Consider the following 15,591-nt stretch of genomic DNA (forward strand, 5'->3'; position numbering starts at 1 on the left):
CGCTCCCCGAGCCCGTGCTCACCCGCGCACATGACCGTCCCCCAGAACCACGTATTTCAGGGTGGTGAGACCGTCCAGCCCCACCGGGCCACGGGCATGGAGCTTGTCGGTGCTGATGCCGATCTCGGCCCCCAGGCCGTATTCGAAGCCGTCGGCAAAGCGGGTGGAGGCATTCACCATCACCGAACTGGAATCCACTTCCCGCAGGAACCGCCGGGCACGGGTGTAGTTTTCCGTGACGATGGTATCGGTGTGGCGGGAACCGTAGTGATTGATGTGATCGATGGCCTCGTCCAGTCCGGGTACCACCCGGATACTCAGGATCGGCGCCAGGTATTCCGTCTGCCAGTCCTCCTCGGTGGCCTCGCTGATATCCGGCAGGAAGGCACGGGTACGGGCACAGCCCCGCAGTTCCACGCCCTTGTCGTCGAACAGGGGCTTGAGGGCGGTCAGGGCCCTGGGGGCGATGGATTCGGCCACCAGCAGGGTTTCCAGGGTGTTGCAGGTGCCGTAGCGCTGGGTCTTGGCATTGAGGGTGACCCTGACGGCCTTGTCCAGGTCCGCATGATCGTCGATGTAGACATGACAGATGCCGTCCAGGTGCTTGATCACCGGAATCAGGGATTCCTCGCTGACCCGGGCGATGAGTCCCTTGCCGCCCCGGGGCACGATCACATCCACATGATCCTTCAGGCGCAGCAGGGCGCCTACCGCGGCCCGGTCGGTGGTCCCCACCACCTGCACCGCGTCGGCGGGCAGGCCGGCCCGGTCCAGACCCTCGCGGATGCAGTCGGCCAGGGCCCGGTTGGAATGAAACGCCTCGGAGCCTCCGCGCAGGATGGCGGCATTGCCGGATTTGAGGCACAGGCCGGCGGCATCCACGGTGACATTAGGCCGGGACTCGAAGATGATGCCGATGACCCCCAGGGGGACGCGCATGCGGCCCACCTGAATGCCGCTGGGGCGGTAATTGAGATCGGAGATGGCACCCACCGGATCCGGCAGGGCGGCGATCTGGCGCAGCCCCTCGGCCATGGTGCCCAGGCGTTCGGGATTGAAGGCCAGACGGTCCAGCATGGCGGCATCCAGGCCATTCCTTTCACCGGCCTCCAGATCCTTGCGGTTTTCCGCCATCAGGGTGTCGGCCCGGGCCTCGATCAGTTCCGCCATGGCCAGCAGGGCGGCATTCTTGGCGGCGGTGTCGGCGCGCAGCAGGACCCGGGAAGCGGCACGGGCCTGTCGACCCAGCTGCAGCATGTAGTCGTTGATGTTCTCGATCACGGTGTCTGCCATCTTTTTCAATGTGAGTGGTTGCGGCTCAAGAAAGACGGATGTCCTGCCAGTCCCAGGGTCAAGTCTAACAATTCATCCCAGGGGCTGCCCGGCTTCTGCCCCTTGGCCACCTGATCCGCCCGCGCGCCCTCCCGCAGCAATTGCCCCAGGGCATGCAGGGACAGGCGTCGCAGGGCCTGGCGCACCACCGGCTGGCGCTGGGGCGGCCAGACCGACTTGAGCACCGCCTGGGGCGGCGTACCGGCGGCGGCCTGTTCCGCCAGCCGGTTGAGGGTGCGGATCTCCCGGGCCAGGGCCCAGCTCACCAGCACCGGTGCGATGCCCTCGGCCCGCAGACCGGACAGTATCCGCACCGCCCTGCCCGTCTCCCCGGCCAGGGCGGCGTCGGTCAGATCATAGACACTGAAACGGGCACTGTCGGCCACGGCGGCCATCACCGCGGCCTCGTCCACCGGACCGTCCCCCTGCAACAGCACCAGCTTGTCGATCTCCTGGGCCGCCGCCAGCAGGTTGCCTTCCACCCGTTCCGCCAGCAACCGGGCGGCCTCGGCGGTGGGGCGCAGCCCACGGCGGGTCATGCGACGGGTGATCCAGGTTTCGGTCCCCGCCAGGTCCAGGGGCCAGACCTGGATCATCACCCCGGCCTGCTCCAGGGCCTGACACCAGCGGGACTTTTGCTCCTGTCGTTCCAGCTTGCCGCACTGAACGATCAGTACCGTATCCGCGGACGGCTGCCCGGCACAGCCCTCCAGTACCTTGCCTCCCTGGACGCCGGGCTTGCCGGACGGCATGCGCAGCTCCAGGACCCGGCGCTGGGCGAACAGGGACAGGCTCTCGGCGGCGGTCTGGACCTGACCCCAGTCAAATCCCTTGTCCACGGTGAAGACCTCCCGGTCCTCAAACCCCTCGGCCCGGGCCCGCGCCCTGATCGCATCGGCAGCCTCCATCAGTTGCAATGGCTCCTCGCCGCTGAGCAGATAGATGGGCGCCAGCCCCTTTTGCAGATGTCCTTCCAGTTGTTCCGGTTTGAGTCGCATGGCAGCGATCAGTCGTCCCGTGCGACCGCCTGCAGTCGCAACAGGATCAGCTGCACCATGTCGCGGCGCATGGCCTCCCGCAGACTCTGTTCCTGCTGGGCCTGGCCCAGCACGCCTTCCGGGTCGAAGAGATAGTCCCGGGTCAGGGTCAGAGTCTGTTCGGGGATCTCGAAGTCATTGCCCCGCCCTCTCACCGAATAGCGCAGGCGGGTAAATATCTCGTACTCGGAGATCTGCGCATCTCGCCCCACGGACAGGGCGCGGCGGCCGGTCCTCAGGTCATGGATGCGCAGCTCGGCCGTGGCCTCGGACAAGGGCACCGATACGACCCCGCCGGCACGCAAGGCCATCTGCAGTTCGATCACCAGGGGATCGGTGGCACTCAGCCCGGTGATGGCGGTATGCGCCATCTCCGGCGGCAACCCGACCGCCCCTCTCAGTTGAAAGCCGCAGGCTACCAGCAACAGGCACGCCGTCAGTGCCAGGGCAACCCGCCCCGGTCCCGCCAGCCATCGCTTGGCGATCCGGCCGCTCATCACTTGGCAACCACATTCACCAGCTTGCCCGGGACCACGATAATCTTGGCCACGGTCTTGCCGTCGATGTGTCGCCTGACGTTCTCGTCGGCCAGGGCCAGGGTTTCGATGGCGTCGCGCTCGGCGCCGGTGGGCACCCGCAGATGGCCGCGCAGCTTGCCGTTCACCTGAATCACCAACTCCTGGGTGTCACTCTCCAGGGCAGTGGGATCCACCAGGGGCCAGGGGCGATCCACCAGGGCATCCGGGTGTCCCAGGTCGGCCCACAGGCGATGGGTGATGTGGGGCACGATGGGCGAGAGCATGAGCACGATGGCCTCCAGGGCCTCCTGCATCAGGGCGCGTCCCTGGGGCGTGGTGTCCTCGCAACGGCTCAGATCATTGAGCAGTTCCATGCAGGCGGCGATGGCGGTGTTGAAGGTGTGGCGCCGGCCCATGTCATCGCTCACCTTGGCGATGGTCTGGTGCAGCTTGCGGCGCAGATCCGCCTGGGCTTCGGTCAGCGATGCCGCGTCCAGGGCCGTGACAGGTCCGGCACTGACATGGTCGTGGGTCTGTTTCCACAGCCGCTTGAGGAAACGGGATGCCCCCTCCACCCCGGAATCGGACCATTCCAGGGACATCTCCGGCGGCGCGGCGAACATCATGAACAGGCGCACGGTATCGGCACCGTACCGCTGAATCAGTTCCTGGGGGTCCACCGTGTTGCCCTTGGACTTGGACATTTTGGCCCCATCCTTGAGCACCATGCCCTGGGTCAGCAGGTTGGCGAAGGGTTCATCCCCCGGCACCAGCCCCTCGTCCCGCATCAGCTTGTGGAAAAAGCGGGCATAGAGCAGGTGCAGCACCGCATGCTCGATGCCGCCCACATACTGATTCACGGGCAGCCAGTGACGGGCCCGCTCGTCCATCATGGCGCCGTCGTTGTCCGGGCAGGCGTAGCGGGCGTAATACCAGGAGGACTCGAAGAAGGTATCGAAGGTGTCCGTTTCCCGCTCCGCCTCGCCGCCGCAGCGGGGGCAGGTGGTGCGGTAGAATTCGGGCATTTTCTTGATCGGGGAACCCACACCGTCGAAGGCCACCGCTTCCGGCAGTACCACCGGCAGCTGGTCTTCGGGGACGGGGACCGGACCGCAGTCAGGACAGTTGATGATGGGAATCGGGCAACCCCAGTAACGCTGCCGGGAGACACCCCAGTCCCGCAGCCGGTAATTAACCCGACGACGCCCCTGGCCTTCGGCTTCCAGCTGATCGGCGATGGCATTAAAGGCTTGGTCGAAGGCCATGCCGTCGAAACGGCCGGAGGCCAGCAGAATGCCCTTTTCGGTGAAGGCTTCCTTGTCCAGGTCGATGGCGGCGGCCCCGTCGGCGGGACGGATCACCTGCCGGATGGGCAACCCGTAGGCCCGGGCAAACTCCCAGTCCCGCTGGTCGTGGGCGGGCACCGCCATCACGGCGCCGGTGCCGTATTCCATGAGCACGAAGTTGGCGGCCCACACGGGCACCCTTTCCCCGGTGATGGGGTGGATGGCCTTGAGACCGGTGGCCACACCCCGTTTCTTCATGGTGGCCATGTCGGCCTCGGACACCTTGGTGTGGCTGCATTCCTCGATGAAACCGGCCAGGGCCTGGTTGTCCTCGGCGGCCAGGGCGGCCAGGGGGTGTTCCGGCGCCACCGCCAGATAGCTCACCCCCATCAGGGTGTCGGGGCGGGTGGTATAGACGGTCAGGGGGGTGTCGTGGCCGTCTACCTGGAAGACCACTTCCACCCCTTCGGAGCGGCCGATCCAGTTGCGCTGCATGGTGCGTACCTGCTCCGGCCAGCCGGTCAGGGTATCCAGGCCGTTGAGCAGCTCTTCGGCATAGTCGGTGATGCGCAGGAACCACTGGGGGATCTCCCGGCGTTCCACCGGGGCACCGGAGCGCCACCCCAGGCCGTCGATGACCTGTTCATTGGCCAGTACAGTCTGGTCCACCGGGTCCCAGTTGACCACGGCGGTCTTCTTGTAGACCAGCCCCTTTTCAAACAGGCGGGTGAACAGCCACTGTTCCCAGCGGTAATACTCGGGCCGGCAGGTGGCGATTTCCCGGGACCAGTCGTAGGCAAACCCCAGGCGCTTGAGCTGGCCGCGCATGTAGTCGATGTTCTCGTAGGTCCACTTGGCCGGGGGCACGCCGTGCTTGAGGGCGGCATTCTCGGCGGGCAGGCCGAAGGCATCCCAGCCCATGGGCTGGAGCACGTTGCGCCCCTGCATGCGCTGGTGGCGGGCGATGACGTCGCCGATGGTGTAGTTGCGCACATGGCCCATGTGGAGCCGCCCACTGGGGTACGGGAACATGGAGAGGCAGTAGAAGGGTTCCCGGCCGTCATCCTCCCGGGCACGGAAGCAGTCATTGGCTTCCCACCAGGCTTGGGCATCGGTTTCGATGACTTCGGGTTCGTAGTGTTCTTGCATGGGGTTCCACCGGCTGAATCTGGGAATGCACGGGCCAGGGGCGCGGACCGCCGCTGCGTTGTCCATGGCTCCGGGAAGACCGGCAAGGATAGCGTGACTGCCGGGGGGTCACAACTTCCGGCACATTGACCTGAGCCGAGGCATGGGTGGTACGCGTGAAACCTGGTGTACTCTTGGAAGCATGGTGGAAGACAGAGGTAGGCCGTGGCCCCATCGGCGGGACGCCGTGAATACGTCCCTGTAGGCTTGATTGCCGCATCCCTGCGGCAAACGCCCGCCGCCAGGACCACGGCCTACCCCTTCTGCGGCACCGATCCATTTTTTGATGAATTCACTGGAGGTTGGAATCATGTCGGACAAACAGAGCGAACATCCCATCCGGGACGGACTGGTCCATGCCTACGACCGGATGCTGGAACGGGTGCGGCATGCCGTGGAAGTGGCAGAGGAAAAGACCGGCCCGACCCTGGAACATGCCATCGAGGACGCCCGTCACAAAGCCGTGGAACTGGGCGAGGCCACCCGCGAGGAGGCCCACGAGGTGGCCGAATACATCCGCCGGGATCTGCATGACATCGGCGACTACCTGAACGAGTCGAGCCGGGATTTTCGCACCTGGTTCCGCATGGACCTGCAACTCATCGAGGCCCGGATCCTGGACCTGCTGTCCTCCATCGCCGACCGCACCCGGGTGGAGCTGGCGGAACTGGAGGCCCGTGCCCGGGCGGTGGGAGTCTGGCACACCGGTGAAGTGGCGGCGCCGGGAGTGCTGGCCTGCAAGCGGTGTGACACCGAACTGCATTTCACCGAGAGCGGCCGGATCCCGCCCTGCCCGAAGTGCCACGGCACCGAATATCGAAGGGCCCGGGACTAGGAGCGAGGCACCGGTGATGAAGGGGACGCCGGGCCGCGTCGCCCGGCCAGCACCAGCCCCGCCACCAGCAACGTCAGCCCCGTGACCACCGGCCAGTTCCCCCACAGGGCATAGGGGGTACGCCCTTCCCGGGGCTGCGCCCGGGTGGTCAGCACGTGGGTCTTGAACTGGGGCGAACGATCCCGGATCCCGCCCCGATGATCAATCACCGCCGAGATCCCCGTATTGGTGGCCCGGAGCATTTCCCGCCCCGCTTCCAGTGACCGCACCCGGGCGATCTCCAGATGCTGATGGGGGGCGATGGAATCCCCGAACCAGGCATCGTTGGTCACGTTCACCAGCATCTGTGCCCGCGGCAGGGCACGGATGATCAGATGTCCGAAGGCATCCTCGTAGCAGATGGATGCTCCCAGCACGATCCCGGCCGCTTCCAGCGTGAAATCCCCATATCCCTTGGACAGGTCCGCCATGGGCAGCTCGATATAGCCGTCCAGCCACTCCAGCAGTCCCCGTAGTGGCAGGTATTCACCAAAGGGCACCCGCTTGCGCTTGTGATAGAACTGAGGGCGCTCGGCATCCACCTTGGCGATGCTGTTGAACATGCGCCGGGTTTCGGGTTCGTAGGTGAAGATGCCGGCCAGCAGTTCGCTGCCATGGGTGCGCGCCTCCGCCTCCAGGGGCAGGAGGAAATCCTCTTCCAGGTAATGATAGAAATTGGGCACCGCCGTCTCGGGCCAGAGGATCAGGTCACTGCCGAAGGCCTCTTCGGTCAGGTAGGCATACAGGCCCATGGCCGTCACCAGTTCCTCCGGACGCAGCTTGTCCTCCTGGGCCATGTTCCCCTGCAACAGGCTGACCTGCAACGGCTCGCCCACGGGGCGGGTCCATTCCACCTGTTTGAGTCCCAGCCCCCCCAGCCACAGCAATCCCACCAATCCCAGCCCCGCCGCCAGCCGACGATGCCCGCTCACGACACCCCAGGCCAGGGCGCCGGCCATCATCGCCGCCACCATGCCGGTACCGAAGACTCCCAGCACCGGCATGTAGCCGGCCAGGGCCGTATCCAGCTGGGCCGTCCCCAGCAGCAGCCAAGGGAATCCGGTGAGAAACCAGCCACGCCACCACTCGAACAGGACCCACAGGGCCGGCACCAACAGCACCAGATGCACAAAGGCGGGCGTCCGCCCCCTCAGGCGGGCGGCCAGATAGCCAAGCAGGGCCGGGAACAGGGCCAGCAGCATGACGAAGCCGGCCGTGATCAGGGCCGCCAGGGGGGCAATGGCCGCGCCGAACAGGTGCAGGCTGTAATACACCCAGTAGACGCCGGCCCCGAACATGCCAAGGCCGAAGGCATAGCCCCGCCAGGCCGCCTGGCGGGGTTGTGCCCCGGCCCAGAGCACGAACAGCAGGGCCGGCGCCAACACACCCAGCACACGCAGTTCAAAGGGGGCAAAGGCCGGCACCAGGGCGGCGCCGGCCAACAGGGCCAGACACAGGGCCCAACGGGGGTGCCGTTCCAGCGTCCGGATCAGGGGCACAGCCGCGAGCGCGTGGGTCATGGGATCAGAGCGGGGTGGGCTCCGCCTCGGCGGGCGGGGTTTCACGGTAACTGAGTTCCAGCAGATGCACCCGGCGGTTATCGGCCCGCAACACCCGGACATGGAAACGATCGAAGCTCAGTTCCTCGCCGCGCTTGGGGACATGGCCGAAGCGATGGATCACGAATCCGCCGATGGTGTCGAACTCGTCATCGCTGTAATCAGTATTGAAATAGGCGTTGAACTCCTCGATGGGCGTGAGGGCCTTCACCGTGAAGCGGCCATTGGCGTGGCGCAGGATGTGAGTGAGGAAGTCCTCGATGTCATGCTCGTCGTCGATCTCGCCGACGATCTGCTCCAGCACATCTTCGATGGTCACCAGCCCCGCCACGCCGCCGTACTCATCCACCACGATGGCCATGTGATTGCGGCTGTTGCGGAACTCCTTGAGCAGCACGTTCAGGCGCTTGCTCTCGGGCACGAAGACGGCGGGGCGCAAGATGTCCTGCATGTCGAAGACCTCCCGACCGTCCTTCACGAAATAACGCAGCATGTCCTTGGCCAGCAGGATGCCCACCACCTCGTCCCGGTCGTCACCGATCACTGGAAAGCGGGAATGGGCCGAATCGGCCAGGATGGCGACGATGTCGTCCAGGGCGGCATCCCGCCGCACCACATCCATCTGCGCGCGGGGGATCATGATATCCCGCACCTGCATCTCGGAGACCTGCATCACCCCCTCGATCATGCCCAGGGCATCGGGATCGATGATCTGGCGCTGATGGGCGCCGCGCAGCAGTTCCACCAGTTGGGCGCGGTCCCTGGGCTCGGCCCCGGACAGGGCCAGGGTGAGACGTTCCACCCAACTACGGGCGGGAGGTTCGCTGGAGCGATCGGTATTCATGGGATGAGAGGTCGGAAGGATTCAGTACGCATAGGGGTCTGCATGGCCCAATTCTGCCATGAGCAATGTTTCAATCGTCTCCATCACCTCGGCCTCGGCCTCTGACAGGTGATCGAAGCCGCGCAGGTGCAGTACACCGTGGATCACCATGTGCGCCCAGTGGCTCTGCACCGGCTTGCCCTGCTGCTCAGCCTCCCGGGCCACCACCGGGGCGCAGATCACCAGGTCTCCCAGGTGGGCCATCGGCACGTCCACCGGGGCCTCGAAGGGGAATGACAGCACATTGGTGGGGCCGGACTTGCCCCGGTACTGATGATTGAGTTCGGCGCTTTCCGCCTCATCGGTGACGCGGATCAGCACCGCCCCCTCGCAGCCCTGGCAGGCCAGGTCCACCCAGCGACGAAAGCTCGCCGGTCCGGGTATCCCCTTGCGCGGCACCGCGTATTGCAATTGCACATCCCGGAACATCAGCGGTCCTTGCGAGACGATTCGCTCGCGTCATAGGCCTCGACGATGCGCTGCACCAGGGGATGGCGGACCACGTCCCGGGAGGTGAAGAAGGTGAAGCTGATACCCTTCACATCCTGCAGGATCTCGATCACGTGGCGTAGCCCCGACTGCCGGGGATTGGGCAGGTCCGTCTGGGTCACGTCACCGTTCACCACTGCGGTGGAACCAAAGCCGATGCGTGTCAGGAACATTTTCATCTGCTCCGAGGTGGTATTCTGGGCCTCGTCCAGGATCACGAAGGCATCATTCAGGGTGCGGCCACGCATGTAGGCCAGGGGGGCCACCTCGATGACGTTGCGCTCCATCAGCTTGGCCACCTTTTCAAAACCCAGCATCTCGTAGAGGGCGTCGTACATGGGCCGCAGATAGGGGTCGATCTTCTGGGCCAGGTCCCCGGGCAAAAATCCCAGTCGCTCCCCGGCCTCCACCGCCGGACGCACCAGCACCAGGCGCCGCACCCGCTCCGTTTCCAGGGCCTCACAGGCGGCGGCCACGGCCAAGTAGGTCTTGCCCGTACCCGCCGGCCCGATGCCGAAGTTCAGGTCATGGGTGCGGATGTTGCGCAGGTAGCGGAGCTGGTTGGCCCCGCGACCCCGGATCACGCCCCGCTTGAGATGCAGCGGCGTTTCATCCTCGTCCGCCTTTTCCTCCCGTCGGGACAACAGGCGGTCAATCCCCGACGCCTGCAGATGCAGGTGGACGCGGGCGGGGTTGAGGGTCTCCTTCGCGGTGGCCCGGTAGAGATCCCGCAACAGCTCGGCGCCGGCCTGGGCCGGTTGCGGGTCACCGATCACGTTGAAGCGGGCACCCCGGTTGTTGATTTCCACGCCCAGGCGCTGCTCCATGAGCCGCAGATGCTCATCGAACTGACCACAGAGATTTGCCAGGCGCAGGTTGTCGGCGGGCTCCAGGGACAGTTCCACTGTCACCGGGGAGGCCGCCACTTGAGAATCGGCAGGAGTTTCAGTCAAGGCAGGTTCAGGCCATCAAGGCAGGTTGTGTGTCCACGGAGTATAGCCTGATCAGCCGCTCGCGGCGGCCTTCGGCATCGGTTCGGGTTGTTGCTCGTCAGGCACCCGTTCGCCCCGCAGTGAATGACTCAGGGCCTCGGTAATGCGCACCGGAACGAATTGTCCGATGCAGTCCGGATCCGCCGGGAAGTTCACCACCCGGTTGTTGCCGGTGCGTCCCGCCATCCAGCGCGGATCCTTGCGGGACGGGCCTTCCACCAGTACCGACTCCACCTGCCCCACCATGGCTTCACTGATGGCCTGGGCGGAGGCATTGATGGTGTCCTGCAGGTACTGCAGGCGTTGCTTCTTCACCGACAGGGGCACGTCATCCTCCATCACTGCCGCCGGGGTGCCGGGACGGCGACTGTAGATGAAGCTGAAGGACTGGTCAAAGCCGATGTCATGAATCAGTTTCATGGTGGCCTGGAAATCCGTCTCCGTTTCACCGGGGAAGCCGACGATGAAATCCGAAGACAGGCAGATGTCCGGCCGGGCCTCGCGGATGCGCCGGATCTTGGACTTGTACTCCAGGGCCGTATGTCCGCGCTTCATGGCCGCCAGTATCCGGTCCGAACCGCTTTGTACCGGCAGGTGCAGATGGCTGGCCAGCTGGGGCACCTCGGCGAAGGCGCGGATCAGGCTGTCGGAAAACTCCACCGGATGGGATGTGGTGAAGCGGATGCGATCGATCCCGTCCACCGCTGCCACATAGTGGATCAGCAGGGCCAGGTCGGCGATCTCGCCATCGTGCATGCGTCCCCGGTAGGCGTTCACGTTCTGCCCCAGCAGGTTCACCTCCCGCACCCCCTGGGCCGCCAGCTGGGCCACTTCGGCCAGGACATCGTCGAAGGGCCGGCTGATCTCCTCACCCCGGGTATAGGGGACGACACAGTAAGTGCAGTACTTGCTGCACCCTTCCATGATGGACACAAACGCCGTGGGGCCGTTGGCCCGGGGTTCAGGCAGAGCGTCGAACTTCTCGATCTCGGGGAAGGACACGTCCACCACCGGATAGCGGCCACCCCGGGCGCTTTCCAGCATCTGGGGCAGCCGGTGCAGGGTCTGGGGGCCAAAAACCATGTCCACGAAGGGCGCGCGCTCCCGCAACAGATCCCCTTCCTGGCTGGCCACGCAACCGCCGACACCAATCACCACGCCGGGGCGCTGTTCCTTGATGGCACGCCAACGCCCCAGCAGGGAAAAGACCTTTTCCTGAGCCTTTTCCCGAATGGAACAGGTGTTGAGCAGAAGCACATCCGCGTCCATGGGATCGTCCGTCAACTCGCCCCCATGGGATTCACGCAGCACGTCCAGCATCTTGCCCGAGTCGTACTCGTTCATCTGGCAGCCGTGGGTCTGGATATAGATTTTGGTACGCATGGGGTGATTCTTGGGAGTCCGGTAAGGCAAAGCGAAATGAATGCCGCAGAACAAGCCCCTCCCCCCTTATGGGAGAGGGGTTGGGGTAAGGGGCAGGGTACCCGGCACCGGCATCAAGCCGGTGTCCGGCCTCCCCTCATCCCCTTCCCGTCTCCCACGGGTGGGAAAGGGAAGGGTTAAATAAACATAAACATAAAAACGTGGCAATTAGAACGGAATATCGTCCTCGAAATCATCCTGCATCGGACGACTGGAAGAAGCCGGGGCCGGTGCCTGCCGGGGAGCGGGTCTGCCGCCATCGCCAGGATCATGACCGCCGCTGCGACCACCCAACATCTGCATTTCATTGACCACGATCTCGGTGGTATAGCGCTTGATGCCGTCCTTTTCCCATTCCCGGGTCTGCAGGCGCCCTTCCACATAGACCTGGGAGCCCTTGCGCAGGTATTCGCCGGCGATCTCTGCCAGACGCCCGAAGAACACCAGGCGGTGCCACTCGGTGCGCTCCGTCCAGTCATTGGTCTGTTTGTCCTTCCAGCGTTCCGCGGTAGCCAGGCTCACGTTGGCCACGGCGGCCCCACTGGGCATGTATTTCACATCCGGATCATTGCCCAGATTGCCGATGAGGATGACCTTGTTGATGCCTTTAGCCATGAGACCGCTCCCGAAAACAGAAATCGTCCATTGTATCGTGATTGAGGGGGCAAGGCCGGAATTTATCCGCCCGCCCACCAGAGCATAGACCGTCCATGGGTCATGGGGAACAGGTCATGCTACTGTCCAGGCTCACCACCCCTCCCTTGCCGTGACTCAAGCAAGGAGGCTTGCCGCTACACCCGGAAAAGACTTACCGCCACTCCCGCGAAAGCGGGAGTCCAGAACTTCACAGCCCGCGACAGGATTCCCGCTTTCGAGGGAATGACATGCTGAGAGCCGTATAACGACCTGCTGAGAATCTAATGACATGCTGAGAGCCGTATTCGGTCATCCAGTGGGATCCAGCGCCAGCATCGGTGCCAGAAACCGCCCCGTATGTGAGCGAGGCTCGGCGGCGATCTGCTCCGGCGTCCCCGTGGCGATGATCTCGCCGCCACCGGAACCTCCTTCCGGCCCCAGATCGATGAGCCAGTCCGCCGTCTTGATCACGTCCAGGTTGTGTTCGATCACCACCACCGTGTTGCCATGGTCGCGCAGGCGGTGCAGCACCTTGAGCAATTGTTCCACATCGTGAAAATGCAGCCCGGTGGTGGGCTCGTCGAGGATGTAAAGGGTACGACCGGTATCCCGCTTTGACAGTTCCCGCGCCAGCTTCACCCGCTGGGCCTCGCCACCGGACAGGGTGGTGGCATTCTGCCCCAACTGGATGTAGGACAGCCCCACATCCATCAGTGTTTCCAGCTTGCGCCGCAGTGCCGGCACCGCCTGGAAAAACTCCAGGGCATCCTCCACGGTCATTTCCAGCACTTCATGGATGGTTTTGCCCTTGTAACGAATCTCCAGGGTCTCACGGTTGTAGCGTTTGCCCTTGCAGACATCACAGGGCACATAGACATCCGGCAGAAAATGCATCTCCACCTTGATGACGCCGTCACCCTGACAGGCCTCGCAACGCCCGCCCTTCACGTTGAACGAGAAACGCCCCGGGGCATAGCCTCGTGAACGGGCCTCCGGTACACCGGAGAACAGTTCGCGGATGGGCGTGAACAGGCCGGTGTAAGTGGCCGGATTGGAACGGGGTGTGCGACCGATGGGGCTCTGGTCGATGTCCACCACCTTGTCAAAAAACTCTGCCCCTTCCAGTGCGGCATAAGGAGCCGGCTGTTCACCGGCACGATTGATGCGCAGGGCCATGAGGCGATACAGGGTATCGTTGATCAGAGTGGACTTGCCGGAACCGGAAACGCCAGTGACACAGGTGAACAACCCCACCGGGATGAACAGATCCACATCACGCAGGTTGTTGCCGCTGGCGCCCCGGATGGCCAGTTGACGCTCCGGGTCCGCCGGATGCCGCCGGACGGGAACATCAATCCGGCGCTGCCCTGACAGGTACTGGCCGGTCAGGGAATCAGCGGCACGACTGATCTCCTCAGGGCTTCCCTGAGCCACGATGCGACCACCGTGACGACCGGCCCCGGGACCGATGTCCACCACATGATCCGCCCGGCGGATGGCATCTTCATCATGCTCCACCACGATCACCGTGTTGCCCAGATCCCGCAGATAGGTCAGGGTATTAAGCAGGCGTTCGTTGTCCCGCTGATGCAGACCGATGGAAGGCTCGTCCAGGATGTACATGACACCCACCAACCCGGCACCGATCTGGGAGGCCAGCCGGATACGCTGGGCCTCACCTCCGGAGAGCGTATCCGCGGATCGGTCCAGGGTGAGGTAATCCAGTCCCACGTTCACCAGAAAATCCAGCCTGGCGACGATTTCCTTGACGACCTTGTCCGCAATCCTGCCCTGCTTGCCGGGCAGGGAAAGATCCTGGAAAAAGTGTCGGGCCGTCCCGATGGGCAGACGGGTCAACTCCGGCAACGAATGATTCCCGATGAACACATGTCGGGCGGCCCGGTTCAGGCGCGTTCCCCGACAATCCGGGCAAGGATGCATTGAGCGATACTTGGCCAGTTCCTCGCGCACGGCACTGGAATCCGTCTCCCGGTAACGTCGCTCCAGATTGGGGATGATCCCCTCAAAAGGGTGGGTGGAACGAGCGGTCCGCCCTCGTTCGTTCTGATATTCGAACTCGATACGCGTGCGACCGCTGCCATGGAGCACCACGTGGCGAATCGATACATCCAGAGATTGAAACGGTGCTTCGATATCGAAATCATAATGCCGCGCCAGACTCTGGATCATCTGGAAGTAATAGGCGTTGCGACGATCCCAGCCTCGCACCGCCCCACCGGCCAGACTCAGTTCCGGGTGGGCCACCACCCGCTCGGGGTCGAAGAACTGCTGCACGCCCAGACCGTCACAGGTGGAACAGGCGCCCACCGGATTGTTGAAGGAAAACAGCCTGGGTTCCAGTTCCTGAATGGCATAGCCGCAGACAGGGCAGGCAAAGCGGGAGGAAAACACCATCGGCGTCCGGTCCGGCTCATCCAGCCAGGCCACCAAGGCGATCCCCTCGGAGAGATTCAAGGCCGTTTCCAGGGATTCCGCCAGGCGCACGCGGACATCATCCCTCACTCGGAAACGATCCACCACCACCTCAATGGTGTGCTTGCGACGAGGTTCCAACTTGGGGGGATCATCCAGTTCCACCAGTTCGCCATCGATACGGGCGCGCAGATAGCCCTGGGCTCGCAAGCCTTCGAGCACATTCTGGTGCTCACCCTTGCGCTCCTGGATAACGGGGGCCAGCAGCATGAGCTTCTCACCTTCGGGAAGCGCCATGACCTGATCCACCATCTGGCTCACGGTTTGGGCCTCAAGGCTGGTGTCGTGATCGGGGCAACGGGGAATCCCGGCGCGGGCAAACAGCAAACGCAGGTAGTCGTAGATCTCGGTGATCGTCCCCACGGTGGAGCGCGGATTATGGGACGTGGTCTTCTGTTCGATGGAAATCGCGGGAGACAGGCCCTCGATATGATCCACATCCGGCTTTTCCATCACCGACAGGAATTGTCGGGCATAGGCGGACAGGGATTCCACATAGCGACGCTGTCCTTCGGCAAAGAGGGTGTCGAAGGCCAGGGAAGATTTGCCGGAACCGGATACTCCGGTAATGACGATCAGCCGATCCCGCGGCAGGGTCAGATCCACATTCTGAAGGTTATGGGTGCGGGCACCGCGGATGAGGATATTTTCCATGGAACAGAGGCTCCCGAGTGGGTTGCCGGCGGGCAAACGGGCATTTTAGCACTGAAAGCAAAGCCCTTGCCGTGAAAGCAAGGTCTTATTGTCGCTCCCTTACCTCATCCCCGTCGTCACGCCCGCGCAAGCGGGAGTCCATGGTTTTCTGCCCTGCCACTGGATTCCCGCGTTCGCGGGAATGACGGAGGGGGTGGGGGGCATGACGCGGGGTGCGGTAATGATGAG

General features: G+C 64.0%; 12 protein-coding genes. 1 reads left to right on the forward strand and 11 read right to left on the reverse strand.

The genetic code is table 11. The features are described 5' to 3' along the window. Positions 1-18: 18 nt before the first annotated feature. The 4 genes from CKO35_RS13995 to leuS are packed head-to-tail and all read right to left on the reverse strand — an operon-like array spanning position 19 to position 5,322. Positions 19-1,293 (reverse strand): glutamate-5-semialdehyde dehydrogenase, encoded by a 1,275-nt coding sequence (locus CKO35_RS13995; protein ID WP_200176753.1) that lies wholly within the window; start codon positions 1,291-1,293, stop codon positions 19-21. Between the two features lie 5 nt (positions 1,294-1,298). Further along, positions 1,299-2,330: a DNA polymerase III subunit delta gene (gene holA / locus CKO35_RS14000; protein ID WP_200176754.1), complete on the reverse strand. Its 1,032-nt coding sequence runs from the start codon at positions 2,328-2,330 to the stop codon at positions 1,299-1,301. 8 nt (positions 2,331-2,338) lie between these two features. Continuing rightward, entirely contained in the window at positions 2,339-2,866 is a 528-nt protein-coding gene (locus CKO35_RS14005) for an LPS-assembly lipoprotein LptE (RefSeq protein WP_242467206.1), read from the reverse strand. Beyond that, positions 2,866-5,322, reverse strand: coding sequence for a leucine--tRNA ligase (gene leuS / locus CKO35_RS14010; protein ID WP_200176755.1), 2,457 nt, complete (start codon positions 5,320-5,322; stop codon positions 2,866-2,868). Before leuS ends, CKO35_RS14005 begins: the two co-directional genes overlap by 1 nt. Before the next feature lie 349 nt (positions 5,323-5,671). Between leuS and CKO35_RS14015 the strand changes: the two genes are divergently transcribed. Then, complete coding sequence (locus CKO35_RS14015) at positions 5,672-6,196, forward strand: zinc ribbon-containing protein (protein WP_008931207.1); 525 nt, start codon at positions 5,672-5,674, stop codon at positions 6,194-6,196. On the opposite strand, the gene lnt is transcribed toward CKO35_RS14015, so the two are convergent. The 7 genes from lnt to uvrA all read right to left on the reverse strand — a co-directional run bounded on the left by lnt (position 6,193) and on the right by uvrA (position 15,363). After that, positions 6,193-7,755 carry an apolipoprotein N-acyltransferase gene (gene lnt / locus CKO35_RS14020; protein ID WP_200176756.1) on the reverse strand — a complete coding sequence of 521 codons (1,563 nt, stop codon included), beginning with the start codon at positions 7,753-7,755 and terminating at the stop codon, positions 6,193-6,195. The two genes, CKO35_RS14015 and lnt, sit on opposite strands and share 4 nt — an antisense overlap. A 4-nt stretch (positions 7,756-7,759) precedes the next feature. After that, on the reverse strand, positions 7,760-8,638 hold the full coding sequence (locus CKO35_RS14025; RefSeq protein ID WP_200176757.1) for an HlyC/CorC family transporter: 879 nt from the start codon (positions 8,636-8,638) through the stop codon (positions 7,760-7,762). 21 nt (positions 8,639-8,659) lie between these two features. After that, positions 8,660-9,106: an rRNA maturation RNase YbeY gene (gene ybeY / locus CKO35_RS14030; RefSeq protein WP_200176758.1), complete on the reverse strand. Its 447-nt coding sequence runs from the start codon at positions 9,104-9,106 to the stop codon at positions 8,660-8,662. Next, positions 9,106-10,092, reverse strand: coding sequence for a PhoH family protein (locus CKO35_RS14035; RefSeq protein WP_200176767.1), 987 nt, complete (start codon positions 10,090-10,092; stop codon positions 9,106-9,108). Before CKO35_RS14035 ends, ybeY begins: the two co-directional genes overlap by 1 nt. 78 nt (positions 10,093-10,170) lie before the next feature. Further along, the gene (miaB, locus tag CKO35_RS14040) at positions 10,171-11,541 is read right to left on the reverse strand and encodes a tRNA (N6-isopentenyl adenosine(37)-C2)-methylthiotransferase MiaB (RefSeq protein ID WP_200176759.1); all 1,371 of its coding nucleotides are present in this window, start codon (positions 11,539-11,541) and stop codon (positions 10,171-10,173) included. Positions 11,542-11,748: 207 nt separating this feature from the next. Beyond that, positions 11,749-12,195 carry a single-stranded DNA-binding protein gene (ssb, locus tag CKO35_RS14045; protein ID WP_200176760.1) on the reverse strand — a complete coding sequence of 149 codons (447 nt, stop codon included), beginning with the start codon at positions 12,193-12,195 and terminating at the stop codon, positions 11,749-11,751. Positions 12,196-12,525: 330 nt separating this feature from the next. After that, on the reverse strand, positions 12,526-15,363 hold the full coding sequence (gene uvrA / locus CKO35_RS14050; protein WP_200176761.1) for an excinuclease ABC subunit UvrA: 2,838 nt from the start codon (positions 15,361-15,363) through the stop codon (positions 12,526-12,528). Between the last annotated feature and the right edge of the window lie 228 nt (positions 15,364-15,591).

The organism is Ectothiorhodospira shaposhnikovii (assembly GCF_016584105.1).
In the GTDB taxonomy this organism is placed as follows: Bacteria; Pseudomonadota; Gammaproteobacteria; order Ectothiorhodospirales; family Ectothiorhodospiraceae; genus Ectothiorhodospira; species Ectothiorhodospira shaposhnikovii.

Bases quoted from the DNA above. Each gene is read 5' to 3' on its own strand.
- CKO35_RS13995 (WP_200176753.1), bottom strand. From the start codon at position 1,293: ATGGCAGACACCGTGATCGAGAACATCAACGACTACATGCTGCAGCTG.
- holA (WP_200176754.1), bottom strand. From the start codon at position 2,330: ATGCGACTCAAACCGGAACAACTGGAAGGACATCTGCAAAAGGGGCTG.
- CKO35_RS14005 (WP_242467206.1), bottom strand. From the start codon at position 2,866: ATGAGCGGCCGGATCGCCAAGCGATGGCTGGCGGGACCGGGGCGGGTT.
- leuS (WP_200176755.1), bottom strand. From the start codon at position 5,322: ATGCAAGAACACTACGAACCCGAAGTCATCGAAACCGATGCCCAAGCC.
- CKO35_RS14015 (WP_008931207.1), top strand. From the start codon at position 5,672: ATGTCGGACAAACAGAGCGAACATCCCATCCGGGACGGACTGGTCCAT.
- lnt (WP_200176756.1), bottom strand. From the start codon at position 7,755: ATGACCCACGCGCTCGCGGCTGTGCCCCTGATCCGGACGCTGGAACGG.
- CKO35_RS14025 (WP_200176757.1), bottom strand. From the start codon at position 8,638: ATGAATACCGATCGCTCCAGCGAACCTCCCGCCCGTAGTTGGGTGGAA.
- ybeY (WP_200176758.1), bottom strand. From the start codon at position 9,106: ATGTTCCGGGATGTGCAATTGCAATACGCGGTGCCGCGCAAGGGGATA.
- miaB (WP_200176759.1), bottom strand. From the start codon at position 11,541: ATGCGTACCAAAATCTATATCCAGACCCACGGCTGCCAGATGAACGAG.
- ssb (WP_200176760.1), bottom strand. From the start codon at position 12,195: ATGGCTAAAGGCATCAACAAGGTCATCCTCATCGGCAATCTGGGCAAT.
- uvrA (WP_200176761.1), bottom strand. From the start codon at position 15,363: ATGGAAAATATCCTCATCCGCGGTGCCCGCACCCATAACCTTCAGAAT.